Origin of the sequence: Curvivirga sp. (assembly GCF_965219885.1) — a bacterium.
GTDB lineage: Bacteria > Pseudomonadota > Alphaproteobacteria > UBA8366 > Aestuariispiraceae > Curvivirga.
On the sequence record NZ_CBDCOT010000009.1, the window covers coordinates 790844 to 812397 of the forward strand.

Consider the following 21554-nt stretch of genomic DNA (forward strand, 5'->3'; position numbering starts at 1 on the left):
TACTACCCCTCCAAATCCTTATTCGCCCGGAGATGCGCGACCATGTAATCCACAAATGCCCTGACTTTTGCCGACGCCATTCGACCTTCTTGATGCACCACATGAATAGGGATACGGTCTTGTTCAAATTCTTCCAAAATTGTTTTTAAACTTCCATCCTGAAAATATGGAATGACTTGATAAGAAAGCAAACGGGAAATCCCGCCTCCGCGTTTCACCGCCTCAATAACCGCATCATTGGTGTTCATCCGCAATTGCGGCGAAATCCCCACTCGGAATTCTTTAGCATTTTCGGCAAAAGTCCATTCAAGACCAGCCCCCATAGCCATGGATTGAACAACTCGATACGATTTTAAATCTTTTGGATGTTGCGGAATACCGTTATTTTTCAAATAGTCTGGCGATGCAAATAAAACCCGACGCACATATCCAACCCGGATAGCAGTCAAGGATGAATCCGGCAATTCGCCAATACGGATGGCAACATGCATGCCTTCATCCATCATATTCACTACTCGATCGACAAATAAAGTTTCTGCGGACACTTCGGGATATTCAAGAAGAAAATCATTTAAAACAGGCGTTACAAAATAGCGCCCAAAAAGGACTGGTGCGGTCACTCTTAACAACCCTTTGGGTGTTGCATGCGTTCCAATAGCTGCGAGTTCTGCTTCTTCCAGATCGACAAGAATACGCTGACTATCCTCAAAGAAACGTTCCCCACTTTCTGTTAAACGAACGGAGCGGGTCGTTCGTGTCAACAAACGCGTCCCCAGTCGATCTTCCAATGTTGAAATGGCACGAGTTGCCGCGGGTGGCGATAGATTCAAAACACGTGCCGCGGCAGCAAAACTTCCTGTCTCCACCACTTTGACAAATACTTGCAGACTATGGAAACGATCCATTTAATTATTCCGATTATCGTAATAGTAACTTATCAAAAACATATATTAACACATTTATAGGAATTAACTATATTTTTTCCTGTGAACGGCAGATTGCCTCTTAATCCCCTATATCCCCCGAATACTAAGGTATCTTCCGTTCACAAACTGAATGATTACAACTTTTAATGCTAAGGAGTATAATAAATGTCTCGTATATCTACTGTCACACAAGAAACCGCCAATTCAGATCAGAAAGAGCTGTTAGATGCCATTCAAAATAAGCTAGGGATGGTCCCAAATTTCTTGAAAATCCTGGCACATTCACCGGATGCCTTAAAAGCTTTCCTTGGATTACATGGTATTGCAGAAACAGGTTCTTTAAGCGCCCAAACCCGTGAACGTATTGCCCTAGTTATCGCACAGGGGAACTCCTGTGAATATTGCCTGTCTGCCCATAGCGCTATTGGTAAAAAAGCCGGGCTCAGCAATAGTGAAATTGAAGCTAACCGTAACGGCACATCCCAGGATGCAAAAGCAGCTGCGGCTGTTGAATTTGCCAAGGCCTTAAACACCCATATGGGCGACATAACACAAGCAGAGTTTAACGCGGTACGCGAAGCAGGATACAGTGACTCTGACATTGTTGAAATCATCACCCATGTAGGTATGAATATTTTGACAAACTTGATTGGTAAGGCGACACATGTGGATATCGATTTTCCAAAAGTGTCACTTGAAAGCAATCAGGCTGCTTAAAGTTAAAACATATTTCTGGGCTCATTTACATAGAGAAAAATGAGCCCCTAGGAGACTTATTATGGCTCGAAAATTTGCAGAGATTACCTTCACTGCCTCAGTGAAAGCCGCACAAGAGAGATATGGCAGCCGTCAGTCAAATCAAGGTTTTGAAATTATGGAAACAGGGCCAGATTTAATCTCATCAGTTGAAGCTGAATTTATTCATGCCCGTGACGGATTTTATCAAGCAACTGCCAATGCAGAAGGTTGGCCCTATGTGCAGTTTCGTGGCGGCCCAAAAGGTTTTTTGCGTGTAATCGATAAACAAACCCTCGGTTACGCGGATTTTCGTGGCAATGTCCAATATCTGTCCGTTGGAAATATGGGCGAAAATGATCGTGTCGCTTTAATCCTGATGGATTATGCCAATCGTCGGCGTCTTAAAATCTGGGCGCGTGCATCAATTGTAGAATATGACGACAATCCAGAGCTTATTTCAAAACTGGAAATTCCAACATATCGTGCACGCGTAGAACGCGGTATTATTTTGAAAGTGGAAGCTTTTGATTGGAATTGTCCGCAACATATCACACCACGTTTCACCGAAGACGAAATCAATCAACTCGTCGCCCCAATGCAACAACGCATCGAAGAATTAGAGAAAAATACCAAAACGAATAGTCAATCCAAGAGCCTAGGCTGGGGCGAGTTGAAAATTGAAGTAACAGGAATCCGCCAACTAACGCCAGATGTACGGGCTTATGAGTTTCGTCGCCCGGATCGGTCTGAATTACCCAAGGTCAGTGCGGGATCACATCTTACCATCCCCGTGGAAATGTCTGATGGCCAAATCGTTGATCGCACCTATTCCGTCGCAAGTAACCCCAACCGTCGTGACATTTATGAAATTGCGGTCTTAAAAGAAAAGGACGGGCGTGGTGGCTCCAAAGCAGTCCATGACACGCTTCAATTGGGCTCAATCCTAAATATTGACCTACCTAAGAATGCCTTTCCTCTTCATCAAGAAAAGAAAACAACCATTTTAATTGCGGGCGGTATTGGCATCACCCCTATTAAATCAATGGCACAGGAATTACGTCGTCGACGCCACCGTTTCGAACTTCATTATGCGGCTCGTTCTCGTCAGCATATGGCTTATCGCAGCAAGTTGGAGCTTGAATTGGGAAGTGATCTACATCTTTATCCGCTAGATGAGGGTAAAATGCTGGATATCCAATCTTTACTTCGTGATGCTCAAAGTGAGACCGTGTTTTACATTTGTGGTCCGCAAGGGTTGATTACAGCTTTTGTTGACATGGCTAATACTATCGGCTTTCCGAAAGAACAAATCCATTACGAGTTGTTCAAGAATTCTGCAGATACCACGCATGACACCGCCTTCGATATCTATCTTGAAAAATCAGATAAACATCTTCATGTGGCACAAGATCAAAGTATTCTTGATGCCATGTTAGATGCTGGTCTTCAGCCACAATTCGGTTGCACCACGGGTGGATGCGGACAATGTGCTGTCAAAATTTCAGAAGGTGAAATCGATCACAGAGATTTAGCACTGTCAGATCAACAAAGGGAAAAAGAAAACTTGATGTGTATCTGTGTATCCCGTGCCAAAAGCAAACAGTTGGTCCTAGACGCATAAAGGAGACATAAGATGAAAGATATTTCTTTGAAAGTTCCTTTTTGGAAATCCCGGGAACAAATCCCTGCACGCCCTAGTTTAAAAGTAGCCTGCCTATCTGGATTAGGTGCTATGTTAGGTATTTTAGGTCTGAGTTTCACGACAGAGATTTTGGAAATGCCCTTGCTTATGGCTCCATTTGGCGCGTCTTGCTTCTTAATTTTTGCCTTACCTGCAAGCCCGCTTGCGCAGCCGCGAAACGTCATATTTGGGCATTTTCTTTCTACGTTAATTGGATTACTTATGTTCAATATTTACGGCGACAATCAGCTCGCCATGGGTATTGCCGTCGGTTTAGCCGTATTTATCATGTTATTGACCCGCACAGGTCATCCCCCTGCAGGCGCGGATCCGATCGTCGTTTTCTTGCTGCAACCGGGTTGGGATTTCTTAATCCTGCCGACTTTGGTTGGCGCCATCGGCCTGGTTCTCATCGCATTGATCTTTAATAACCTAAGACCAAACATAAGATATCCAACATATTGGTAATAAAAGGGCAGATTTTTCTGCCCTTTTGTTTGTTATTTCATGAAACTGTCTTAAAACTTCGCTAAATAGACAATCTTTTCTCTCAAATTTTCATTTACAGGATTAATATGGAACAGCTTTTCACCCATTATGGGGTCGATTGGGTTGCGATGACCTTAAGCGTACTTGGTGCCTATATGTTAGGAAATAAAAATCAATATGGGTTTATCGTCTTTGCCATTTCAAATGTAATGTGGATTTTCTTAGGCCTCACCTGGATGACCAGTATCGGTATGGCAATCGGCAATCTGGTTTTCTGTCTGATCAATTTACGCGGATATTGGAACTGGCGCCAACAGAAACTAGCCAACGCATAAAAAATGCCGACAGAATTTCTGTCGGCATTCTCTTTTCTTAACAGCATCTTAGTTATGTACGCGTACGCATATCTTCCAAGAATACGTTTACTTCGGATGAAAGTTGATCTGCACGCTGACCCAGCTCTTCCATGACTTCAGCCATAGAGGAAGCGGCTTGCCCGACATCTTTAGCTTCTTCGGATACATCACGTAACGCGGATTCAACTTCACTGGTACTACCAGAAGCTTCTTGCGCCCCACGTGCAATTTCCTGCGTCGCCGAAGCTTGTTCTTCAACTGCTGAGGCCACAGAGGTTGTGATCTCATCAACATTAGAGATAGTTTCACGAATTTCAGAAATCGCAACAACGGTCTTATTGGTAACAGCCTGCATATCACTCACTTGTGCTGCGATCTCACCTGTTGCGTTTGCCGTTTGATTAGCAAGAGATTTCACCTCATTCGCAACAACCGCAAATCCTTTACCCGCATCCCCCGCGCGGGCCGCTTCAATGGTTGCATTCAAAGCCAAAAGATTTGTCTGTTCTGCAATATCATTAATTAAACCAACAACTTGACCAATATTTGCGGCGGTTTCAGATAGTGCTTCTACCGTCTGGTTCGTATCATCTGCTTTAGATGCTGCATCACGGGAAATACCCGCAACTTCCGCAATACGATGTGATATTTCATCTACAGATGCGGATAACTCTTCTGCAGATGCTGCCATGGTTTGCACATTCATGGTCGCATTTTCCATAGACCGGGAAACAACCCCCATGCGGTTCATGCTACTTTCCGCATTCGCAGTAACCTGACCGGTATTTGATTTCGCAGATGACACCCCATCCAATACATGATCAGAAATAGAAGTAATGGATTTTTCAAAATCATCCGCTAGCTTCAGCATGCTGGCACGGCGTTCTTCAGCATTTTTCTTTTCTAATTCTTCATGTTGGGCCTGAAGACGTTTATTTTCCTGCATACCGTCTTTGAAATGGTCAAGTGCACGGGCCATATCCCCAATCTCATCTTCATCTTCTAAAGACGGGATATCAATACTGGTATCACCTTTCGCCAGTTTATCCATTAAGCCCGTCATCACGCCAATTGGTTTGGCGACACCAGAACCGACGAAATAATAAACTGTCGCCCCAAGGAGGATTGCAATCAACGCAATAATAATAATGAAGTTGCGCGTTTCATTGGCTTTTTCGAATACTTTGGATGTCGGGGCATGGATAACCAAAGCCCAGTTTTCATCTGTACCAAAGTTAACCGGAACACTGATCATGTTATAGGCAACGCCATCCAGCACACCATTACTGATAACCGTTTCACCGGTCACGACCTCTTTTAAGATATCCTGGTAGAGTTGTTCTTCCGCCACAGTTCCTAGTTTTGACGTATCTGAATGGGCAACCCATTGACCATCATGACTTAATAAATAGGCAAACCCTTCTTCATAGGGTCTTACTTGCGATACAATTTCCACGATATCGTCCAAGGATGTATCAATAGTTACAATACCGATTGCTTTACCTGAAGCATTTTGCATCGGGATAGAAGCGGTGGTCATTAATACATCCACGCCTTCTACCGGATAAATGTAAGGAGGCGTAATCAAGCTACGATTTTCACGAACCGGGCGATCATACCATTCACCTGTGCCCGCTTCCGGACTCATATCCAATGCTTCAACCCCGACGCCACTTGCCGTATTAAAGAAATAAGGAACATAACGACCCGTAGCATCTGAATATTTACTACCCTTCATGCCCGCATCATCGCCATTAAACTGATTTGGCTCCCACGCGGTTGTAGAACCAACATATTGAGGGTTGGCAGCAACAACGCCGCTTGCAGCTTCCGCCACATTTTCCGGCGTATGTAAGTTTTGCGCCTGCAGTCCTTCAATAGAGGACGCCAAAACTTCCGCAGTGATAACAGCTTGACCTAATTGCTTCTCGATATTTTCAGCGGCTTCGCGTGCAAGCGTCTTGATAATCTTTTCACTATCTTCTTCAGCCATATTATTTAACTGATAAGTTGCAAAAAAACCAAGTAAGGCACTGGCAATAACAATGACTGTTACGCCTGACGCCACGATCCTTCCCCGCAACGTTTTAAATGGTAATTTGATCATAATCCTATTCCCTAACTATCGAGTTATTTTTGTTCATTATTTCCCTCAAATCACACTATAATCGCGAAATTAAAATTAAGTAAATTTATTTTTAGTTTAATTTATAATCATAATAACCAGCATAGGGTTGAAAAACCATCCATGAACCATTTCAAAGACATCGCACAAGAACTATATGATTTTGCTTATGATCATGATGATTCCAGCCAAATCATGTCTTTTTTTTATGATAGAATTACAATTTTCATAAATGAAGGTTTAAAATCACCTGAATTACGAGGTGAGAAATTGGATTGCAGTACAGGCTGTGCCTCTTGTTGTCACCTACCTGTAAAATGCCCACCCGAAACGATCTTTTTTATTGCCTATTGTCTACAAACCGCCTTGCCAGAGGAACAGATTAAGGAGCTTAAATCCGTTCTTACTTTATATGCACTAGAATGGAATCAAATATCTGAAAACAAAAAACTTTTCACTCGGTTGCCTTGTCCGTTTCTCGATCCAAATAATGCTTGTATGATTTATGAAATACGACCATTTTCTTGTCGTGCTTTCACATCAACAGATGTACGCGTATGTGAGCATTTATTAACCCATCCAAATGATGAAAGCATAACAGTTACGCAAAATAGTTTCGTATTTGCCCTTTTTCAGCTCGCAACAACTATTCTTTCTTCCGTTGCGAAATCTAAAAACAGAGATACAAGCCAAGTGTATTTCATACCGTCCTTGTTAATTGCACTGGAAAATCATGAATTAGAGTCTGATTGGAAAAGCGGAAAAAAACTTCCATATAGCGATTAATCTCAACAAGTTGAAACCATTCATTTTTTGCGTACGCGTACCTCAAGAACCGCAGAATTTAGCCATTTTTTTACATTTTGACGCTTGCATAAATCACAAAAAAAAGCCAAAAGAATGCCAACAAATTCGAAACCACAGATATAATTGATATTACTCAGGAAATTACAGAATTATCTCTGTAAAACAAATAAAAGATTTAAGGGATTCACTTATGGATATTAAGCATTCAGTATATATCGCACTTTTTGCTGCTATTACCGCAGCTCTTGGCATCTTCCCACCAATTAACATTGCTGCTTTAGGCGTTCCTATTACCGCACAATCCCTAGCAGTTATGTTAGCAGGTGGCATTTTAGGTGCCAAACGTGGTGCATTATCAATGGTATTATTCCTTGTTTTGGTTGCTGTTGGTCTACCATTATTGTCCGGCGGCCGCGGCGGCTTTGGTATCTTTGCAGGTCCTAGCGGTGGTTTCCTATTAAGTTGGATCGTTGGTGCTTATGTCGCTGGTCATATTGTTGAAAAAGCATGGAACAAATTAAATGTTGTTTATGCATTCGTTGCAGCAGCGGTTGGTGGCATTGTGGTCGTCTATGCGATTGGTATTCCATGGGTTGCTGTTGCCGCTGAAATCAGTTTCAATAAAGCATTCGTAGGTTCCATGGCATATGTACCGGGTGATTTAATCAAAGCCGTGATTGCAACAGCAGTTATTCTGGTTGTAAAAAAATCTTACCCGATCATTTCTAAATCTGAAGACTAATGATCAAATTCGATTCAGTCAGCGTTAAAAAGGAAGGTCGCGTTATTTTGCGCGATCTTTCTTTATGTCTGGATCAAAAGCGCATTGGGATCATTGGACATAATGGATCTGGCAAAAGCACCTTTATCAGACTTATCAATGGCATTGAGATGCCTGCAACCGGTCAAGTCAGTGTCAACGATTTATATACAGATAAAAACCGCAAAGAAGTCCTAAAACGCGTTGGTTTTGTTTTTCAAAACCCGGAAAATCAAATTATCTATCCGATGGTGCGCGAAGATCTGGCTTTTGGTTTAAAAAACCGTCGTCTGTCAAAATCAGAAATTAGTGACCGTATCCAACAGACTGCTGAAATGTTTGGCGTGTCTGACCTACTTGATCGATTAAGTCATACTTTGAGTGGTGGTGAAAAACAGCTTGTTGCCATTCTCAGTATTCTGATTATGGATCCGGATCATATTGTGCTTGATGAACCGACCACTTTGCTTGATCTCCAAAATAAAAAGAAAATCATGGATATTTTGGATAATTTGAACCAACAGATTTTAGTTGTGTCCCATGATTTGGAATTCCTCAAGAGTTACGACCATATTTTGCGTTTTGAGCAAGGCCAACTTATTGATCAAGGTAAACCAGACGACGTTATCACCAAATATATAGAAGATGCGCTATGTTAAGCGGTCTCTATATAGAAGGTACAACGCTCTTACATAGAACAGGGCCAGGAAAGAAAATCTTGTCTCTTGTCCTTACCGGCACAGGGCTATTTTTAATCCGCGATCTGACAGTTCTCGCCAGTTGCTTTGCTGTTATTATCGGCCTTTATTTTACAGCTGGTATCCCTGCGAAAGTCATGCTGCGTCAATTACGGCCGGCCGCCATCCTTTTGATTGTTATTTTTATCGTTCAATATTTCAGTAATTCACTTGAACTTGCGACTTTAATCGTATTGCGCTTTGCTTGTTTAATATTAGCGGCTTCATTGATTACCTTAACCACCCGAACATCTGATATGGTTGAAGGTATCGAGCGTGGATTAAAGCCTCTCCATAAAATCTTACCCGTAGAACGAGTTAGCCTCACGATCAGCTTATGCATTCGTTTTATCCCAACAATTCAAGCCATCACGGAAGAGGTCAAAGAAGCACAATATGCAAGAGGTTTATCCACAAATATCTTTGCCATTGCGGTTCCAGTAATTATACGCACGCTAAAAATGGCTGATGAGATATCTGAGGCAATCTATGCCAGAAGCTTTGAAACCGAACCTTACCATCCTGATCTGGATAAATAAGGGACTGCGCCTATGTCCCATATTGATATCTTTCATCAAATTAAATATCACGCCGCAAGCTTTCCAGATAAAACCGCAATCATATTAGATAGAAATCGTATTACCTATGCAGATTTCTTTCAAAAAATCCAAACCTATCAACATTGTTTTCACGATAAGCCTAGCCAATTAATTGCGACCATTCTCCCTAATCAGCACGCATTTGAATTATTGAGTATCTTCATTGCCGCCACGAGTTTGGGGCATAACACAGAAGTTTTGAATTCCGATTGGCCAGAAGAAATCATCGACACAATATTGCAGGAACAAAACCCGGACCTCATTCTCACCAATGCAGGCTTACCTATCCATCAATCCGCTAAGAATCCCGCGATAAACACTAACACTGATCTGGCTTTCTATACGGGCTTTACATCTGGATCTACTGGCGGGCCAAAGGGGTTTGTAAGGTCGCAACAATCCTGGTTGGACAGTTTTAAAGCGGATCAACAGGTATTTAGCTTTCATAAGGATGATGTAATTATCGCACCGGGCAGTCTGGCGCATTCCCTCTTCTTTTATGCTGCTATACGTGGATTGTATCTAGGCGCAACCATTGTCTTATCCCGTCATTTCCGACCTGATCGCATTTTAAAACAAATTCAAGATTTCAAAGTCACAATTGCCTATATGACACCGACACAAATTCGATCAATTATCGATGCGGTTAAACCAAGTGATCCTCCCTTAAACAAGATGCGCTTGATCTTGTCATCCGGATCAAAGTTACCTTTAGCATGGCTGGATGACATTTCCTCAGTATTTCCAATGCAGGAAACTTATGAATTTTATGGCACGTCAGAACTTAGTTATATTTCTGCAAACAAGCTCACTCCACAATCAGATAGCACAAATGTCGGGCAGGCTTTTCCATTTGTTGATCTTCTGATCCTTGATCAAAACAAAAATTCTGTTCCCGTTGGTGAAACAGGTCAAATATTTGTCAGAAGTAAATTTAAATTTATGGGATATGCCCTTCCCAACCGCCAAACAGATATGGGGCATTGCCAGATATACCAGGATTATATCTCTATTGGCGATCTCGGCTTTTTAGATAAAAAAAATAATCTGCATCTTATCGGTCGCATTGATCGAATGTTCCAATCTATGGGTCGTAATATCTATCCAGAAGAAATCGAAAAGGTTTTACAATCTTCGCCCAACCTAAACCATGCGGCCGTTTTTAAAGAAGCAGATGAAAAACGTGAAAATACAATCGCAGCGGTTATTTTAAAATCGGAAGCTCCGCAACTTTCTAACATGATCCAGTATTGTCGCGAAAAATTACCAAGCTATAGTATTCCTTATCGCTTTTATATGATTGATCATTGGCCAAGAACCGTCTCAGATAAAACGGATCTCAAATTATTAGAAACAAAACTAGCCAAAGAAGAGTTGGAAATACTTAAATGACAAAGGTCTATATGATAGCTGCGAAACGATCCGCCGTTGTGCCTAGAAATGGTGCTTTTGCCTCTTTAGGCCTTCATGATCTTGCCGCACCTGTTATCAAAGATCTTTTAAAATCTGCTCAAATCAAAACTGGTCAAATTGATAGTTTGTTTTTGGGGAATGCGCTTTATGGTGGCGGTAATCCAGCAAGAATGACGGCGCTTGCAGCCAGATTACCTGAAGGAATTCCAGCCTTTAGTATCGATACACAATGTTGTTCAGGTATGGATAGTATTATTCTTGCGGCACAACGTATTGCATCTGGACAGGATAAAATTGCGATTGCGGGTGGTGCAGAATCTTACAGTCGTTCACCGCGGCGATTTAAACGCGCGCTTTCTGTGGATGAAGAAGATATAGAATATCTTCGCCCTCCATTTGCCCCATGGCCTGACCGGGACCCGGATATGCTGACATCTGCAGCGAAACTTGCGGCGGATTACAAAATCACAAGAATAAATCAAGAAGAATTCGCCATTGAAAGTCATCGCAAATCAGGGTCCGCATTGGATGAAATTACACCAATCCACGATATTACTGCAGATCAATTCACCCGTAATCTTTCCGCCAAAACTTGTGCAAAACTCCCTATCTTAGAAGGCGATACAGAATATGGCTTAACCAGCGCTACAACTGCTGTGGAGGCAGATGCAGCAGCCTTTGTAGTTTTAGCCAATCAAGAAATCGTTGATAAACTAAGAATAGAAAATGCGCTTCTTATTCTGGATAGCCAATCTCAAGGCGGTGATCCTATTTATCCAGCTTTGGCGCCGATAGTAGCCACCAGAACCTTGATGCAACGGCAAAATATATCTCCTGAAGAAATCAACAAATTTGAAGTAATGGAAGCTTTTGCAGTTCAGGCTATGATTTATCAGAACCATTTCAAAATCCCTAGTGAGAAACTTAATCTAGGTGGTGGCGGATTATCACGCGGACATCCAATAGGCGCTTCTGGTGCAATCAATCTTGTCAGATTATGGTATGAGTTACAACATTCACCTAACGGTTCAAAAGGGCTGGCGACGATTGCAGCCGCGGGTGGTTTAGGCACAGCTATATTGTTGGAAAAACCATGATAAACATAAAGATACCAAGCCAACTTTCAGATTATATAGATCAAGAAATTATATATCCCGACAATATTCAGTTTGGAAAAAAGGATTTGAAAGACTTTTTACGCTTAAGTCAGGATAAAACAGACATTCATAATCCAGAGATCACAGAACAACCTGTTATTCCGGGTAATATGATCTTGATGAAGCTGCCGCGTTTTATTCAACAAATGATCAAAGTAGAAGAAATTCAATCTGTTATGACAGTGGGTTATGATAAAATCAGTTTCAAATCGCCCTTACATATAGATCAAGAATTTAAACTTTCTCTAACTTGCACAAATCTACGAAAACGTGGGGAAACTTATTTCTTATCGCAGGAAATTAAACTCAAACATCCCGCGGATAGTATGATTTTCTGCCAGATACAGATAAATGACTTATATCGGTAAGTTGTATACATATCCTGTAAAATGTATCCATCTTATGTAAATCTGTTTATTCAATTTCATGCTATAATTCCTATATCTATTACTCAGTTTATAGGGAATTAGAGCCGCAAAAGGCCGCTTCCACCGAATACCGTATCAGGACCAGAGGAGCGACTGATGAAATACGATCTCAAAATTAATGGGGAAACCCGTAGCGTTGAGGCGGATCCAGACACACCAATGTTATGGGTGATCCGCGATGAACTCGACATGACAGGCACTAAATTTGGATGCGGTGTGGCATCTTGTGGTGCGTGTACCATTCATGTGGATGGTGAACCGACACGTTCTTGCCAAACAACTATCGAAGACGCAGTTGGTAGTGAAATTACCACAATTGAAGGCCTTAACGATAAGGTTGCTATGGCCGTACAAACAGCTTGGCGTGAAAAAGATGTTGTCCAATGTGGATATTGCCAATCCGGTCAGATCATGTCCGCAGTTGGTCTTCTGACTGAAAACCCATCACCATCTGATGAAGAAATCGATGATTATATGGATGGTAATGCATGCCGTTGTGCAACTTATGTACGTATCAAAGATGCCATTAAACTGGCATCCACACGATTGGAGGCATAATCATGGGTGTTAATCTTTCCCGTCGTGGATTTATGCAAGCGTCTGCCGCAAGTGCAGCAGCCCTTGTTATTGGAATGAACTCAAAAGGCGTTTTAGCCGCCGCAGGTAGTCAATCAACAGACATCAACCCATTCGTGCGTATTGATAATGATGGTGTCGTAACTGTTATCATTAAACATTTTGAAATGGGCCAAGGTACGACAACTGGTCTGACAACTTTGGTTGCGGAAGAGTTAGATGCAGATTGGTCAAAGGTTGAAACCGATTTCGCCGCTGCTGATACTGAAAAATACAAAAACCTATTCTTTGGTATGCAAGGTACAGGCGGCTCCACAGCAATCGCAAACTCCTTCATGCAATATCGCCAAGCTGGCGCTGCGGCCCGTGATCTTTTAATTCGCGCAGCTGCAAAAAGCTGGAATGTGTCGCCATCTGATATCAATATCGAAAAGGGCATGCTTATCAGTGGATCAAAGCAAGCGCATTTCGGCCAATTCATTAATCAGGCAGCCCTACTCACACCTGTTGAAAATCCAACAGTTAAAACACCAGATCAATTCAATCTGATTGGTAAGGTAGATCTGCCGCGCAAGGACAGCTACGCAAAAACAAATGGTACGGCCACTTTTGCAATGGATGTAAAAGTGCCGGGCATGGTTTACACAGTGATCCAGCGCAGTCCTAAATTTGGTGGCACAGTTAAGTCATTTGATGCATCAGAAGCCTCTCAAGTAAACGGGTTTATTGATGCACGCGAATTGCCAACCAAAGCAGGTGTTGCCGTATATGCCAAAAACACTTGGGCGGCCCTTAAAGCACGCGAAGCTTTATCCGTAGAATGGGATTTCAGCAATGCGGATAACCGCGGGTCTGATCAGGCTTTGGCTGAACATATCCAACTACTTGATAAGCCTCAATTCCAAGCCCATGAGCAAACCACGGATCAAGTGGCTCCTATGGTTGCTAGTGCTGATCGCAAAGTTGAAGCTGATTTCACCTTCCCATTCCTGGCCCATGCCCCTATGGAACCAATGAATTGCGTGATCGAAGCAACAGATAATGGTGTGCGTATCATTGATGGCAACCAGTTCCCAACCATGACACAGGGTGTTGTTGCCCATGTTCTGGGATTGGAAGCTTCACAGGTTGAAATTAAAACCGTATATGCGGGTGGTTCCTTTGGACGTCGTGCCAATGCGCAATCTGATTACCATATGGAAGCCGCCTTGGCATTTGCTGCTTTAGGCGGGAAAACACCTGTAAAATTGGTATGGAGCCGCGAAGATGATCTTGCAGGCGGATATTACCGTCCAATGGCTGCCCATAAAGCTTCGATAGGTCTGGATGCAGATGGTAAAATCGTTGGGTGGGATCATCGTCTCTCCTTGAAATCCATTATCAAGGGGACTGCGTTTGAGCCATTCTTGGTGAAAAATGGGTTAGATCACACTTCAGTAGAAGGTGTTGCACATCCTCTTTACAATATTCCAAATCAATCTGTTGGTTTAAGTGATTATGAAACACCAATGCCTGTTTTATGGTGGCGTTCTGTGGGTCATACACATACGGCTTATGCAATGGAAAGCATGATGGATATGTTGGCAACAGCCACCGATCAGGACCCCGTTGAATTACGCCTTTCCATGCTGGATATGTCTAATCCACAACAAGCACGCCTTGCAGGTGTGATTAAAGAAGTGGCTAAAGCAGCGGGATGGAAAAAAGGTGATAAGCGTGGCTTTGCGGCTCACTTCTCATTCAATACATATGTCGCCATTATTGCTGATGTTTCTGTGGAAGATGAGACAGAAGTATCTGTTGATAAAATCCATGTGGCTGTTGATTGCGGGGTCGCAGTTAACCCTGATGTTGTCAAAGCGCAAATGGAAGGTGGCGTTGGTTTCGCTTTAGGTGCCATTGCCCAAAATGAAATCACAATGACAGAAGGTGTGGTTGATCAGGAAAACTTCCCTGATTACGAACCACTTCGTATCAGCCAAATGCCAGAAGTCGACGTGATTATCGTTCAATCTAACGAAGCACCAACAGGTGTGGGGGAACCGTCTGTTCCACCAACAGGACCTGCAGTGGCAAATGCGATTTTCGCACAAACAGGTAAACGGATCACAAAACTTCCGTTTACAAAATCAGGCTTTAACATCGTCTAAAGCCAACTAAATGGCAGCCCCACTTCCCATTCTTCCCTGCTTAGGGGCTGCCATTTCTTATTTTTCTTCCTATATGATAGGATAAGAAAACAAAAACGATCAGGTGCATTATGACAGAACCAATGCTTCACTTTAAATCTATCAGTGAATTTTCCGATTTTATTGGGCATGAACGCCCTGAACATCCATTTTTTGGTGTCTGTCACGTGGATCAGTTCGGTGGTGAAGACCAAAATGTTGCAGCCTGCGCAACCAGTGGCATCAGTTATACATCCGACTTTTACACAATTGCCATTAAACGCGTTATTTCCGGTGAAATCTATTATGGACGCACCAAATATGATTTCAATAATGGATCCATGATGTTCACTGCCCCTCGTCAGGTTATGCAGGCCAATAATGTCGTGGTCAGCCGAGACGCAATTATTATCGCAATCCACGAAGATTTCTTCAAAGGGCACCCCATCCGTGAAAGCATCAAGAAATATGGTTTCTTTTCATATGCTGTGAATGAAGCCCTTCATCTTTCCCCAAAAGAAGAAAAGATGATGCGTGGTCTGATGCAAAATATTCATGATGAATATAAAGGAAACCCGGATGAATTCAGTAAGGAACTGATCCTGTCTCAACTGGATACATTACTTAAATATTCAAACCGATATTATAAACGTCAATTCTTAAACCGCGCAGAAATGTCGAACGAAATTTCTGAACGTTTCCAGACAGCTATCCAATCCTACTTTGATGATGGTCGTTTTACCGTATCCGGCATGCCCAAGATCGAAGATATTGCTGCAGAGATGAATGTATCTCCGCGTTATCTGAGTGATACGCTGAAAGCTGAAACAGGCAAAGCGGCCCAGGAACATATCCATCTATATTTATTGGACGAAGCGAAAGACTTGCTTCTAGCGAATAATACAACTGTTTCTGAAGTCGCCTATAAACTGGGATTTGAATATCCGCAATATTTCTCTCGTCTGTTTAAGAAAAAGGTCGGCGTTAGTCCGAAAGAATTTCGCAATCAAAATTCTATCCATTAATGTGGAGATTTAAGTTTTCCGTCTTTGCATAAAGATCAGAAGTAAAATCCATATTGCGAGTAATCCGCCAAAGATACTATTCCCAATCATATGAAATACTGTCTTTTCGCTTATGGCACTAGGAAGGTAGAAATCTACAACCCCACTTTCTTCTAGGGGAATAGATTGCAGTATCCGACCATAAGGATCGATCACCGCAGAAATACCCGTATTAGCAGAGCGAATAACAGGGACGCCTTCTTCAATCGCACGTAATCTGGTAATTTCCAAATGTTGATAAGGACCAGATGTACGACCATACCATGCATCATTTGTTAAGTTTAACAACCATTCTGGTGGCTGTATTTCGTTCACCACCTGCGTCGGGAAAATGACTTCGTAACAGATCAAAGGTCCTACCATTGGAAGACCATTAATATTTAAACTTCTAGGACCAGGCCCAGGTGAATAATCAACAGCCCCTTGTGTAATTTTATCTATCGGCAGAATATCCTTCAATGGGACATATTCGCCGAAAGGTACCAAATGCGCCTTATCATAAACTTCAGAGACCTGACCTGTTTTATCAACCGCCAGCATAGAGTTGTATAGTTTCACGCCTTGAGGATCGATATCTTCTGAGACAAATTCACGACGTGGTGCCCCTGTCAATAAAACCCCGTCAGGCGGTAACAATAAACCGATTGTATCTAGCGCCAGTTTATCTTCAGCCAACATAAAAGCTGCTGCTGTTTCCGGCCAAATAATCGTACGAACCCAATCCGGTCTATCTTTTATGGATAGACTTAAATGAAGATCAAAGTTGCGTCGGCTATATTTACGATCCCATTTTTCTTTTTGTGGAATACCAGATTGAACCATGCGCATGCCAAAGGCTTCGCTGGCATTTACATCTTCTGCTGTATTTAATCGATAAGCCCCAAATCCATACGATCCCAAAGGTATCAAGATGGCAACTGCAACGAAAACTTTCTGAACCCTTGGCGCACTAAATGGGATCAAAGCAAACGCAGTCGCTGCCACAACAACCAATAAGCTTAACCCATAAATCCCAATATAGGCGGCAAGCTGGGTCATCTCATTCAGCATACCCCAACTTTGACCAATCAGGTTCCATGGCAATCCTGTCAGCATCGTACCACGTAACCATTCAGCCACCAGCCAAGCCGCCCCCCATCCTAAAATGCGGGCGGGTACAGATTTCAACCAATAAACAGATAAACCTGCCAAACCTGTGTAAATTGCAAGGAAAGCTGGCAAACCAACCGCTGCAAAGGGCACCATCCACCAGAAATCATCAGAAAAGATGATCAAAGCATGGCTAATCCAATATAGACCGAAAACGAGATACCCAAATCCAACCGCCCAGCCTGTCCAGAAGGCTTGCTTTTTGGTTCTAGCTGCCGCCACCAACCACGCAGAAATAGGAAAAGCAGCAAATAGAATTGGATAGATGTAATAAGGTGGCAATGCCAATACCATCACCGCACCGGCAATGATCCCAAGCAATATTTTCTTTTTGATGGATGCTAGCTGTAGGCCACCCAATATGGTCATGAATTTATGCATCTTCCCCAACCCTATATTTGAACTATTTGGTCAGATTTTCCGTACCCCGAATACGCATTCTCTTAATACGACGCGGGTCTGCATCCGTTATTTCAAATTCCAGGCCAGATTCCGGATGATGTACCAATTCGCCTCGGGTCGGCACACGACCAAGCAAGTTGAAGATAAAGCCACCCATAGTGTCGATATCTTCATCCCGTTCCTCATCATTAAGGAATTTACCGATCTTTTCCTCAAAATCTTCGATTTCAAAGCGCGCTTCCACGCGATAACTCCCATCCGGCATTAAAGTTAATTGCGGAGTGTCTTCTTCATCATGTTCATCCACGATGTCACCAACAATTTCTTCCACCAAATCTTCAATTGTAATCAGACCGTCAACACCGCCATATTCATCCACAATCAAAGCCATATGACGGCGACTTTCCCGCATCTCAACCAATAAATCTAAAACGCGGATAGACGGGGCAACGAACATAACTTCACGTCGGATAGAAGATAAGGAGAAATCCGTATCCATCTTACCCGTTTCTGATCTTTCTTTCAGAACGCGCAATACATCTTTGATATGGACCATACCAATCACATGGTCTGGTGTATCATGATAAATTGGATAGCGGGAATGTGGCATTTCCACCATCATGGAAATCACATCCAAAAGCGGTGTATTATCTTCGATTGAATCAATATCAGCTCTTGGGACCATCACGTCTTCCGCGGTGGCATCCCCTGCTTTAATAATATTTTCAAGGATTTCTTTAGCGCCAGCCCCAAGACTGGTTTCTGGCATATCTTGATCGTCGATCTCATCAAGAATTTCTTCGAATGTATCCCGTAGATGGGAATCTCCATTACGACTAAACAGGCCTTTTAAAACAGATTTCACACCAGCTTTTTTTGGTTGCTGGCTAGGTTGGCTAGAATATCTCGACGCGTCTTCGTCGTCTAATGCCGATGCCGATTTATCAGTCATCTTTTCCTTCGTCTTAGGTTACACCCGATTATTCGGGGGCTTCAAAACCTTCTATATATGGATCGGAAATATCGAATTCAGCCAGATAAGCCGTCTCCAATGCTTCCATTTCTTCTGCTTCATTTTCTTCTATATGGTCATAGCCAAGAAGATGTAAAACCCCATGCATCACCAAATGTGTCAAATGATGTTCAAAAAGTTTGCCTTGCGTCTCAGCTTCTTGCAAGACCGTTTCATATGCCAAGATAATATCACCCAGAAGTCGTGGCATTTCTGCAACCATTTCGGGTGGCATATCATCTAAATCAAACTCATCACCTTCTTCGGCGGCAAAAGATAAAACATTGGTTGGCTTATCTTTACCACGCCAATCTAGGTTCAAAACTTGCACCTGGTCATTATCAGAAAGGGTAATTGCCAACTCCCCCATGCGATCTTGTGCGGCCCCTTCAGGTGCATTTTCCCAGACATATTCTGCTGCTCTTAGCACAATCCTATCAATCGACTGAGGCCAATGATCAGCATTCCTAATAATATCAATATCAAGTTCAGACATTAACGCCACATTCTCGCTTTAATCTTCCTGTGGTGGATGATCGATGCGTAGACGATTGTCATAGGCCTTAACAATTTTGGACACTAATGGATGACGCACCACATCTTCTTCTGAGAAACGGGTAAATGAAATCCCCTTAATGCCCTGCAAGGTTTCAACAGCGTCTCGCAAACCAGATTTCTGGCCGCGTGGTAAATCCACCTGCGATAAGTCACCTGTAATTACCATGCGACTGCCTTCACCAAGACGGGTCAGGAACATTTTCATCTGCACAGGTGTCGCATTCTGTCCCTCATCCAACAAAACAAAGGAATGTTTCAATGTACGTCCACGCATGAAAGCCAAGGGGGCGATTTCAATAATCCCCATTTCAATCTTTCGATTTACCTGATCCCCCGGCAAAGTATCATAAAGGGCATCGTAAATTGGGCGCATATAGGGATCAACTTTTTCTTTCATATCCCCCGGTAGGAAACCAAGATTTTCACCCGCTTCTACAGCCGGGCGTGACAGGATAATCTTATCAACCTTACCCGCCATCAACATGGAAACCGCCTTACAAACCGCAATATAGGTTTTACCAGTTCCCGCAGGCCCTAATCCAAAACTCAAATCGTTATGGGTCATACCATTGATGTAATGTGCTTGGGTCGGTGTCCGCGCAACCAATTGTTTTTTTGGTGTGCGGATCATGGTTTCCTGTTCGCCAAACAGGTTTTTCGGCTCATCAATCATACGAATTGCTGCTGTCACATCCGCTTTTTCAATCGGCTGACCAGATTCAATACGTCGATATAGGGATTCAAGGGCAGAAACTGCAACTTCAATTGCATCCTGTGGACCTGATACCGCCAGCTGGTTTCCTCGATTTACTAGCGAAATACCTAATGCTTTTTCAATTTGCACCAGATGTTTGTCATGCTCACCGTAGAGTTCCGGCAATAATTTGTTATCTTCAAATTCAAGATATTCAGCACTTGGGGCTTCTTGCCCCGATCCGTTGGTCCCGGATGAATTTACTTTGCTCAAGCGATCGCCCTTTCCTGTTCACTTTCAACGAAAGGCTCAACAGCTTCACCAAATAAACTGTGGCCTTTCACATGATCAATCTTACAATCGATAATTTGTCCAACCAGGCTCTCCGGCCCTTGAATATGGACAGGTTGCAAATATGGGGAACGTCCCATCATTTGACCATCTTCACGTCCCGGCTTTTCAAATAGAACCGGAATTGTTTTACCAGCCATGGATTCATTAAAGGCTTGTTGTTGCGCATTCAACAATTGCTGCAACCCTGCCAAACGTTCGTCTTTCACTTCTTCAGCCACTTGCATTTCAGATGCCGCAGCTGGTGTGCCTGGGCGTTCGGAATATTTGAATGAGAATGCACCTGCCCCAAATCCAACTTCTGATACTAAACGAATTGTATCGGCATGATCTTGTTTAGTTTCCCCAGGGAAACCAACAATGAAATCAGAAGACAAAGCCAAATCAGGACGAGCTTTGAATAATTTCTCAACCAGTTCCATATATTCTTTGGCCGTATGTTTACGGTTCATCGCCGCCAACATATTGTCTGCGCCCGACTGAACAGGTAAATGCAAGTAAGGCATCAAATGAGGTAATTCTCCATGTGCCGCAATCAAATCATCATCCATATCACGTGGGTGGCTTGTGGTATAACGAATGCGGTCCAATCCATCTACTTTGTCAGCCAGATGACGTACCAGGCGGCCTAATCCCCATTCACTACCATCACTGCCTTGACCATGGAAAGCGTTTACATTTTGACCCAATAGGGTGATTTCACGTGCACCGCTGGCCACCAGACGTTTCGCCTCCGCCACGATTGATGTTACGTTACGGGAAGATTCAGCCCCACGTGTGTAAGGGACCACACAGAAGGTACAGAATTTATCACATCCTTCTTGAATGGTTAAAAACGCTGTTACGCCTTCAGATTGGGTTTCATCCGGTAGATGATCAAACTTATCTTCCGGTGGAAAATCTGTATCCAGAATCTTTTGCCCTGCTGCGCGCGATGCCTTGGCAACCATTTCAGGTAGACGATGATAGGTTTGTGGGCCGAATACCATATCAACTTCCGGCGCGCGGCTCATAATTTCTTCGCCTTCAGCCTGCGCCACACAGCCAGCTACGGCAAGTAACATACGTCCGCCATCAGCTGCTTTTTTTTCCTGATGCTTACGGATACGACCAATTTCAGAATAAACTTTTTCTGACGCTTTTTCACGGATATGACATGTATTCATGATCACCATATCGGCATCATCAATAGTTTGAGATAATTCATAGCCTACAGGGGACAATACTTCAGCCATACGCTGACTATCATACACATTCATCTGACACCCATAGGTCTTAATGAATAGTTTTTTGTTATTCTTCTTTGTTGCTTCAGTCTGGTTCATGTCTATTTGCGCAGTCATAACAGCTGTTCCTCAGGCTCT

At 42.9% G+C, this 21554-nt stretch carries 21 protein-coding genes; 14 read left to right on the plus strand and 7 right to left on the minus strand.

Features of this window, described 5'->3' with window-relative positions; all coding sequences use genetic code 11:
- Positions 1 to 2: 2 nt before the first annotated feature.
- Positions 3 to 905 (minus strand): LysR family transcriptional regulator, encoded by a 903-nt coding sequence (locus tag ACOQOA_RS09155; RefSeq protein ID WP_420548340.1) that lies wholly within the window; start codon positions 903 to 905, stop codon positions 3 to 5.
- A 186-nt stretch (positions 906 to 1091) separates the two neighbouring features.
- On the opposite strand from ACOQOA_RS09155, the gene ACOQOA_RS09160 reads away from it, so the two are divergent.
- The 4 genes from ACOQOA_RS09160 to ACOQOA_RS09175 all read left to right on the plus strand — a co-directional run bounded on the left by ACOQOA_RS09160 (position 1092) and on the right by ACOQOA_RS09175 (position 4169).
- The gene (locus ACOQOA_RS09160) at positions 1092 to 1643 is read left to right on the plus strand and encodes a carboxymuconolactone decarboxylase family protein (protein ID WP_420548341.1); all 552 of its coding nucleotides are present in this window, start codon (positions 1092 to 1094) and stop codon (positions 1641 to 1643) included.
- Positions 1644 to 1704: 61 nt separating this feature from the next.
- Complete coding sequence (locus ACOQOA_RS09165) at positions 1705 to 3285, plus strand: 2Fe-2S iron-sulfur cluster-binding protein (protein WP_420548342.1); 1581 nt, start codon at positions 1705 to 1707, stop codon at positions 3283 to 3285.
- A gap of 12 nt (positions 3286 to 3297) precedes the next feature.
- A complete protein-coding gene (locus ACOQOA_RS09170) occupies positions 3298 to 3813 on the plus strand; it encodes an HPP family protein (protein WP_420548343.1) in 516 nt (171 codons plus the stop codon).
- Positions 3814 to 3920: 107 nt separating this feature from the next.
- Positions 3921 to 4169: a PnuC protein gene (locus tag ACOQOA_RS09175; protein ID WP_155154405.1), complete on the plus strand. Its 249-nt coding sequence runs from the start codon at positions 3921 to 3923 to the stop codon at positions 4167 to 4169.
- Between the two features lie 52 nt (positions 4170 to 4221).
- Here the strand turns inward: ACOQOA_RS09175 and ACOQOA_RS09180 are convergent, their stop codons facing one another.
- A complete protein-coding gene (locus tag ACOQOA_RS09180) occupies positions 4222 to 6297 on the minus strand; it encodes a methyl-accepting chemotaxis protein (RefSeq protein ID WP_420548344.1) in 2076 nt (691 codons plus the stop codon).
- A gap of 141 nt (positions 6298 to 6438) precedes the next feature.
- Here ACOQOA_RS09180 and ACOQOA_RS09185 point away from each other — a divergent pair, with 141 nt between their 5' ends.
- The 10 genes from ACOQOA_RS09185 (at position 6439) to ACOQOA_RS09230 (ending at position 15985) form a co-directional block, all read left to right on the plus strand.
- Entirely contained in the window at positions 6439 to 7101 is a 663-nt protein-coding gene (locus ACOQOA_RS09185; protein ID WP_420548345.1) for a YkgJ family cysteine cluster protein, read from the plus strand.
- A gap of 211 nt (positions 7102 to 7312) precedes the next feature.
- Positions 7313 to 7864, plus strand: coding sequence for a biotin transporter BioY (locus tag ACOQOA_RS09190; protein WP_420548346.1), 552 nt, complete (start codon positions 7313 to 7315; stop codon positions 7862 to 7864).
- Positions 7864 to 8541: an energy-coupling factor ABC transporter ATP-binding protein gene (locus tag ACOQOA_RS09195; protein WP_420548347.1), complete on the plus strand. Its 678-nt coding sequence runs from the start codon at positions 7864 to 7866 to the stop codon at positions 8539 to 8541. The genes ACOQOA_RS09190 and ACOQOA_RS09195 overlap by 1 nt, the downstream gene beginning before the upstream one ends.
- A complete protein-coding gene (locus ACOQOA_RS09200) occupies positions 8535 to 9158 on the plus strand; it encodes an energy-coupling factor transporter transmembrane component T family protein (protein ID WP_420548348.1) in 624 nt (207 codons plus the stop codon). The genes ACOQOA_RS09195 and ACOQOA_RS09200 overlap by 7 nt, the downstream gene beginning before the upstream one ends.
- A gap of 12 nt (positions 9159 to 9170) precedes the next feature.
- Positions 9171 to 10610, plus strand: coding sequence for an AMP-binding protein (locus tag ACOQOA_RS09205; RefSeq protein WP_420548349.1), 1440 nt, complete (start codon positions 9171 to 9173; stop codon positions 10608 to 10610).
- Positions 10607 to 11728 (plus strand): thiolase family protein, encoded by a 1122-nt coding sequence (locus tag ACOQOA_RS09210; RefSeq protein WP_420548350.1) that lies wholly within the window; start codon positions 10607 to 10609, stop codon positions 11726 to 11728. Before ACOQOA_RS09205 ends, ACOQOA_RS09210 begins: the two co-directional genes overlap by 4 nt.
- Positions 11725 to 12156, plus strand: a complete 432-nt coding sequence (locus ACOQOA_RS09215) for a hypothetical protein (protein WP_420548351.1) — start codon at positions 11725 to 11727, stop codon at positions 12154 to 12156. The genes ACOQOA_RS09210 and ACOQOA_RS09215 overlap by 4 nt, the downstream gene beginning before the upstream one ends.
- Before the next feature lie 156 nt (positions 12157 to 12312).
- On the plus strand, positions 12313 to 12774 hold the full coding sequence (locus ACOQOA_RS09220) for a (2Fe-2S)-binding protein (RefSeq protein ID WP_155153524.1): 462 nt from the start codon (positions 12313 to 12315) through the stop codon (positions 12772 to 12774).
- Between the two features lie 2 nt (positions 12775 to 12776).
- Entirely contained in the window at positions 12777 to 14942 is a 2166-nt protein-coding gene (locus ACOQOA_RS09225; protein WP_420548352.1) for a molybdopterin cofactor-binding domain-containing protein, read from the plus strand.
- Positions 14943 to 15052: 110 nt separating this feature from the next.
- Entirely contained in the window at positions 15053 to 15985 is a 933-nt protein-coding gene (locus tag ACOQOA_RS09230; RefSeq protein ID WP_420548353.1) for a helix-turn-helix domain-containing protein, read from the plus strand.
- 9 nt (positions 15986 to 15994) lie between these two features.
- Here the strand turns inward: ACOQOA_RS09230 and lnt are convergent, their stop codons facing one another.
- The 5 genes from lnt to miaB are packed head-to-tail and all read right to left on the minus strand — an operon-like array spanning position 15995 to position 21533.
- On the minus strand, positions 15995 to 17554 hold the full coding sequence (gene lnt, locus ACOQOA_RS09235; RefSeq protein ID WP_420548354.1) for an apolipoprotein N-acyltransferase: 1560 nt from the start codon (positions 17552 to 17554) through the stop codon (positions 15995 to 15997).
- 22 nt (positions 17555 to 17576) lie between these two features.
- The gene (locus ACOQOA_RS09240; protein ID WP_420548355.1) at positions 17577 to 18527 is read right to left on the minus strand and encodes a hemolysin family protein; all 951 of its coding nucleotides are present in this window, start codon (positions 18525 to 18527) and stop codon (positions 17577 to 17579) included.
- A gap of 28 nt (positions 18528 to 18555) precedes the next feature.
- The gene (gene ybeY, locus ACOQOA_RS09245; RefSeq protein WP_420548356.1) at positions 18556 to 19083 is read right to left on the minus strand and encodes an rRNA maturation RNase YbeY; all 528 of its coding nucleotides are present in this window, start codon (positions 19081 to 19083) and stop codon (positions 18556 to 18558) included.
- Between the two features lie 18 nt (positions 19084 to 19101).
- On the minus strand, positions 19102 to 20112 hold the full coding sequence (locus tag ACOQOA_RS09250) for a PhoH family protein (protein ID WP_155153519.1): 1011 nt from the start codon (positions 20110 to 20112) through the stop codon (positions 19102 to 19104).
- Positions 20109 to 21533: a tRNA (N6-isopentenyl adenosine(37)-C2)-methylthiotransferase MiaB gene (miaB, locus tag ACOQOA_RS09255; protein ID WP_420548357.1), complete on the minus strand. Its 1425-nt coding sequence runs from the start codon at positions 21531 to 21533 to the stop codon at positions 20109 to 20111. The genes ACOQOA_RS09250 and miaB overlap by 4 nt, the downstream gene beginning before the upstream one ends.
- Positions 21534 to 21554 lie beyond the last annotated feature (21 nt).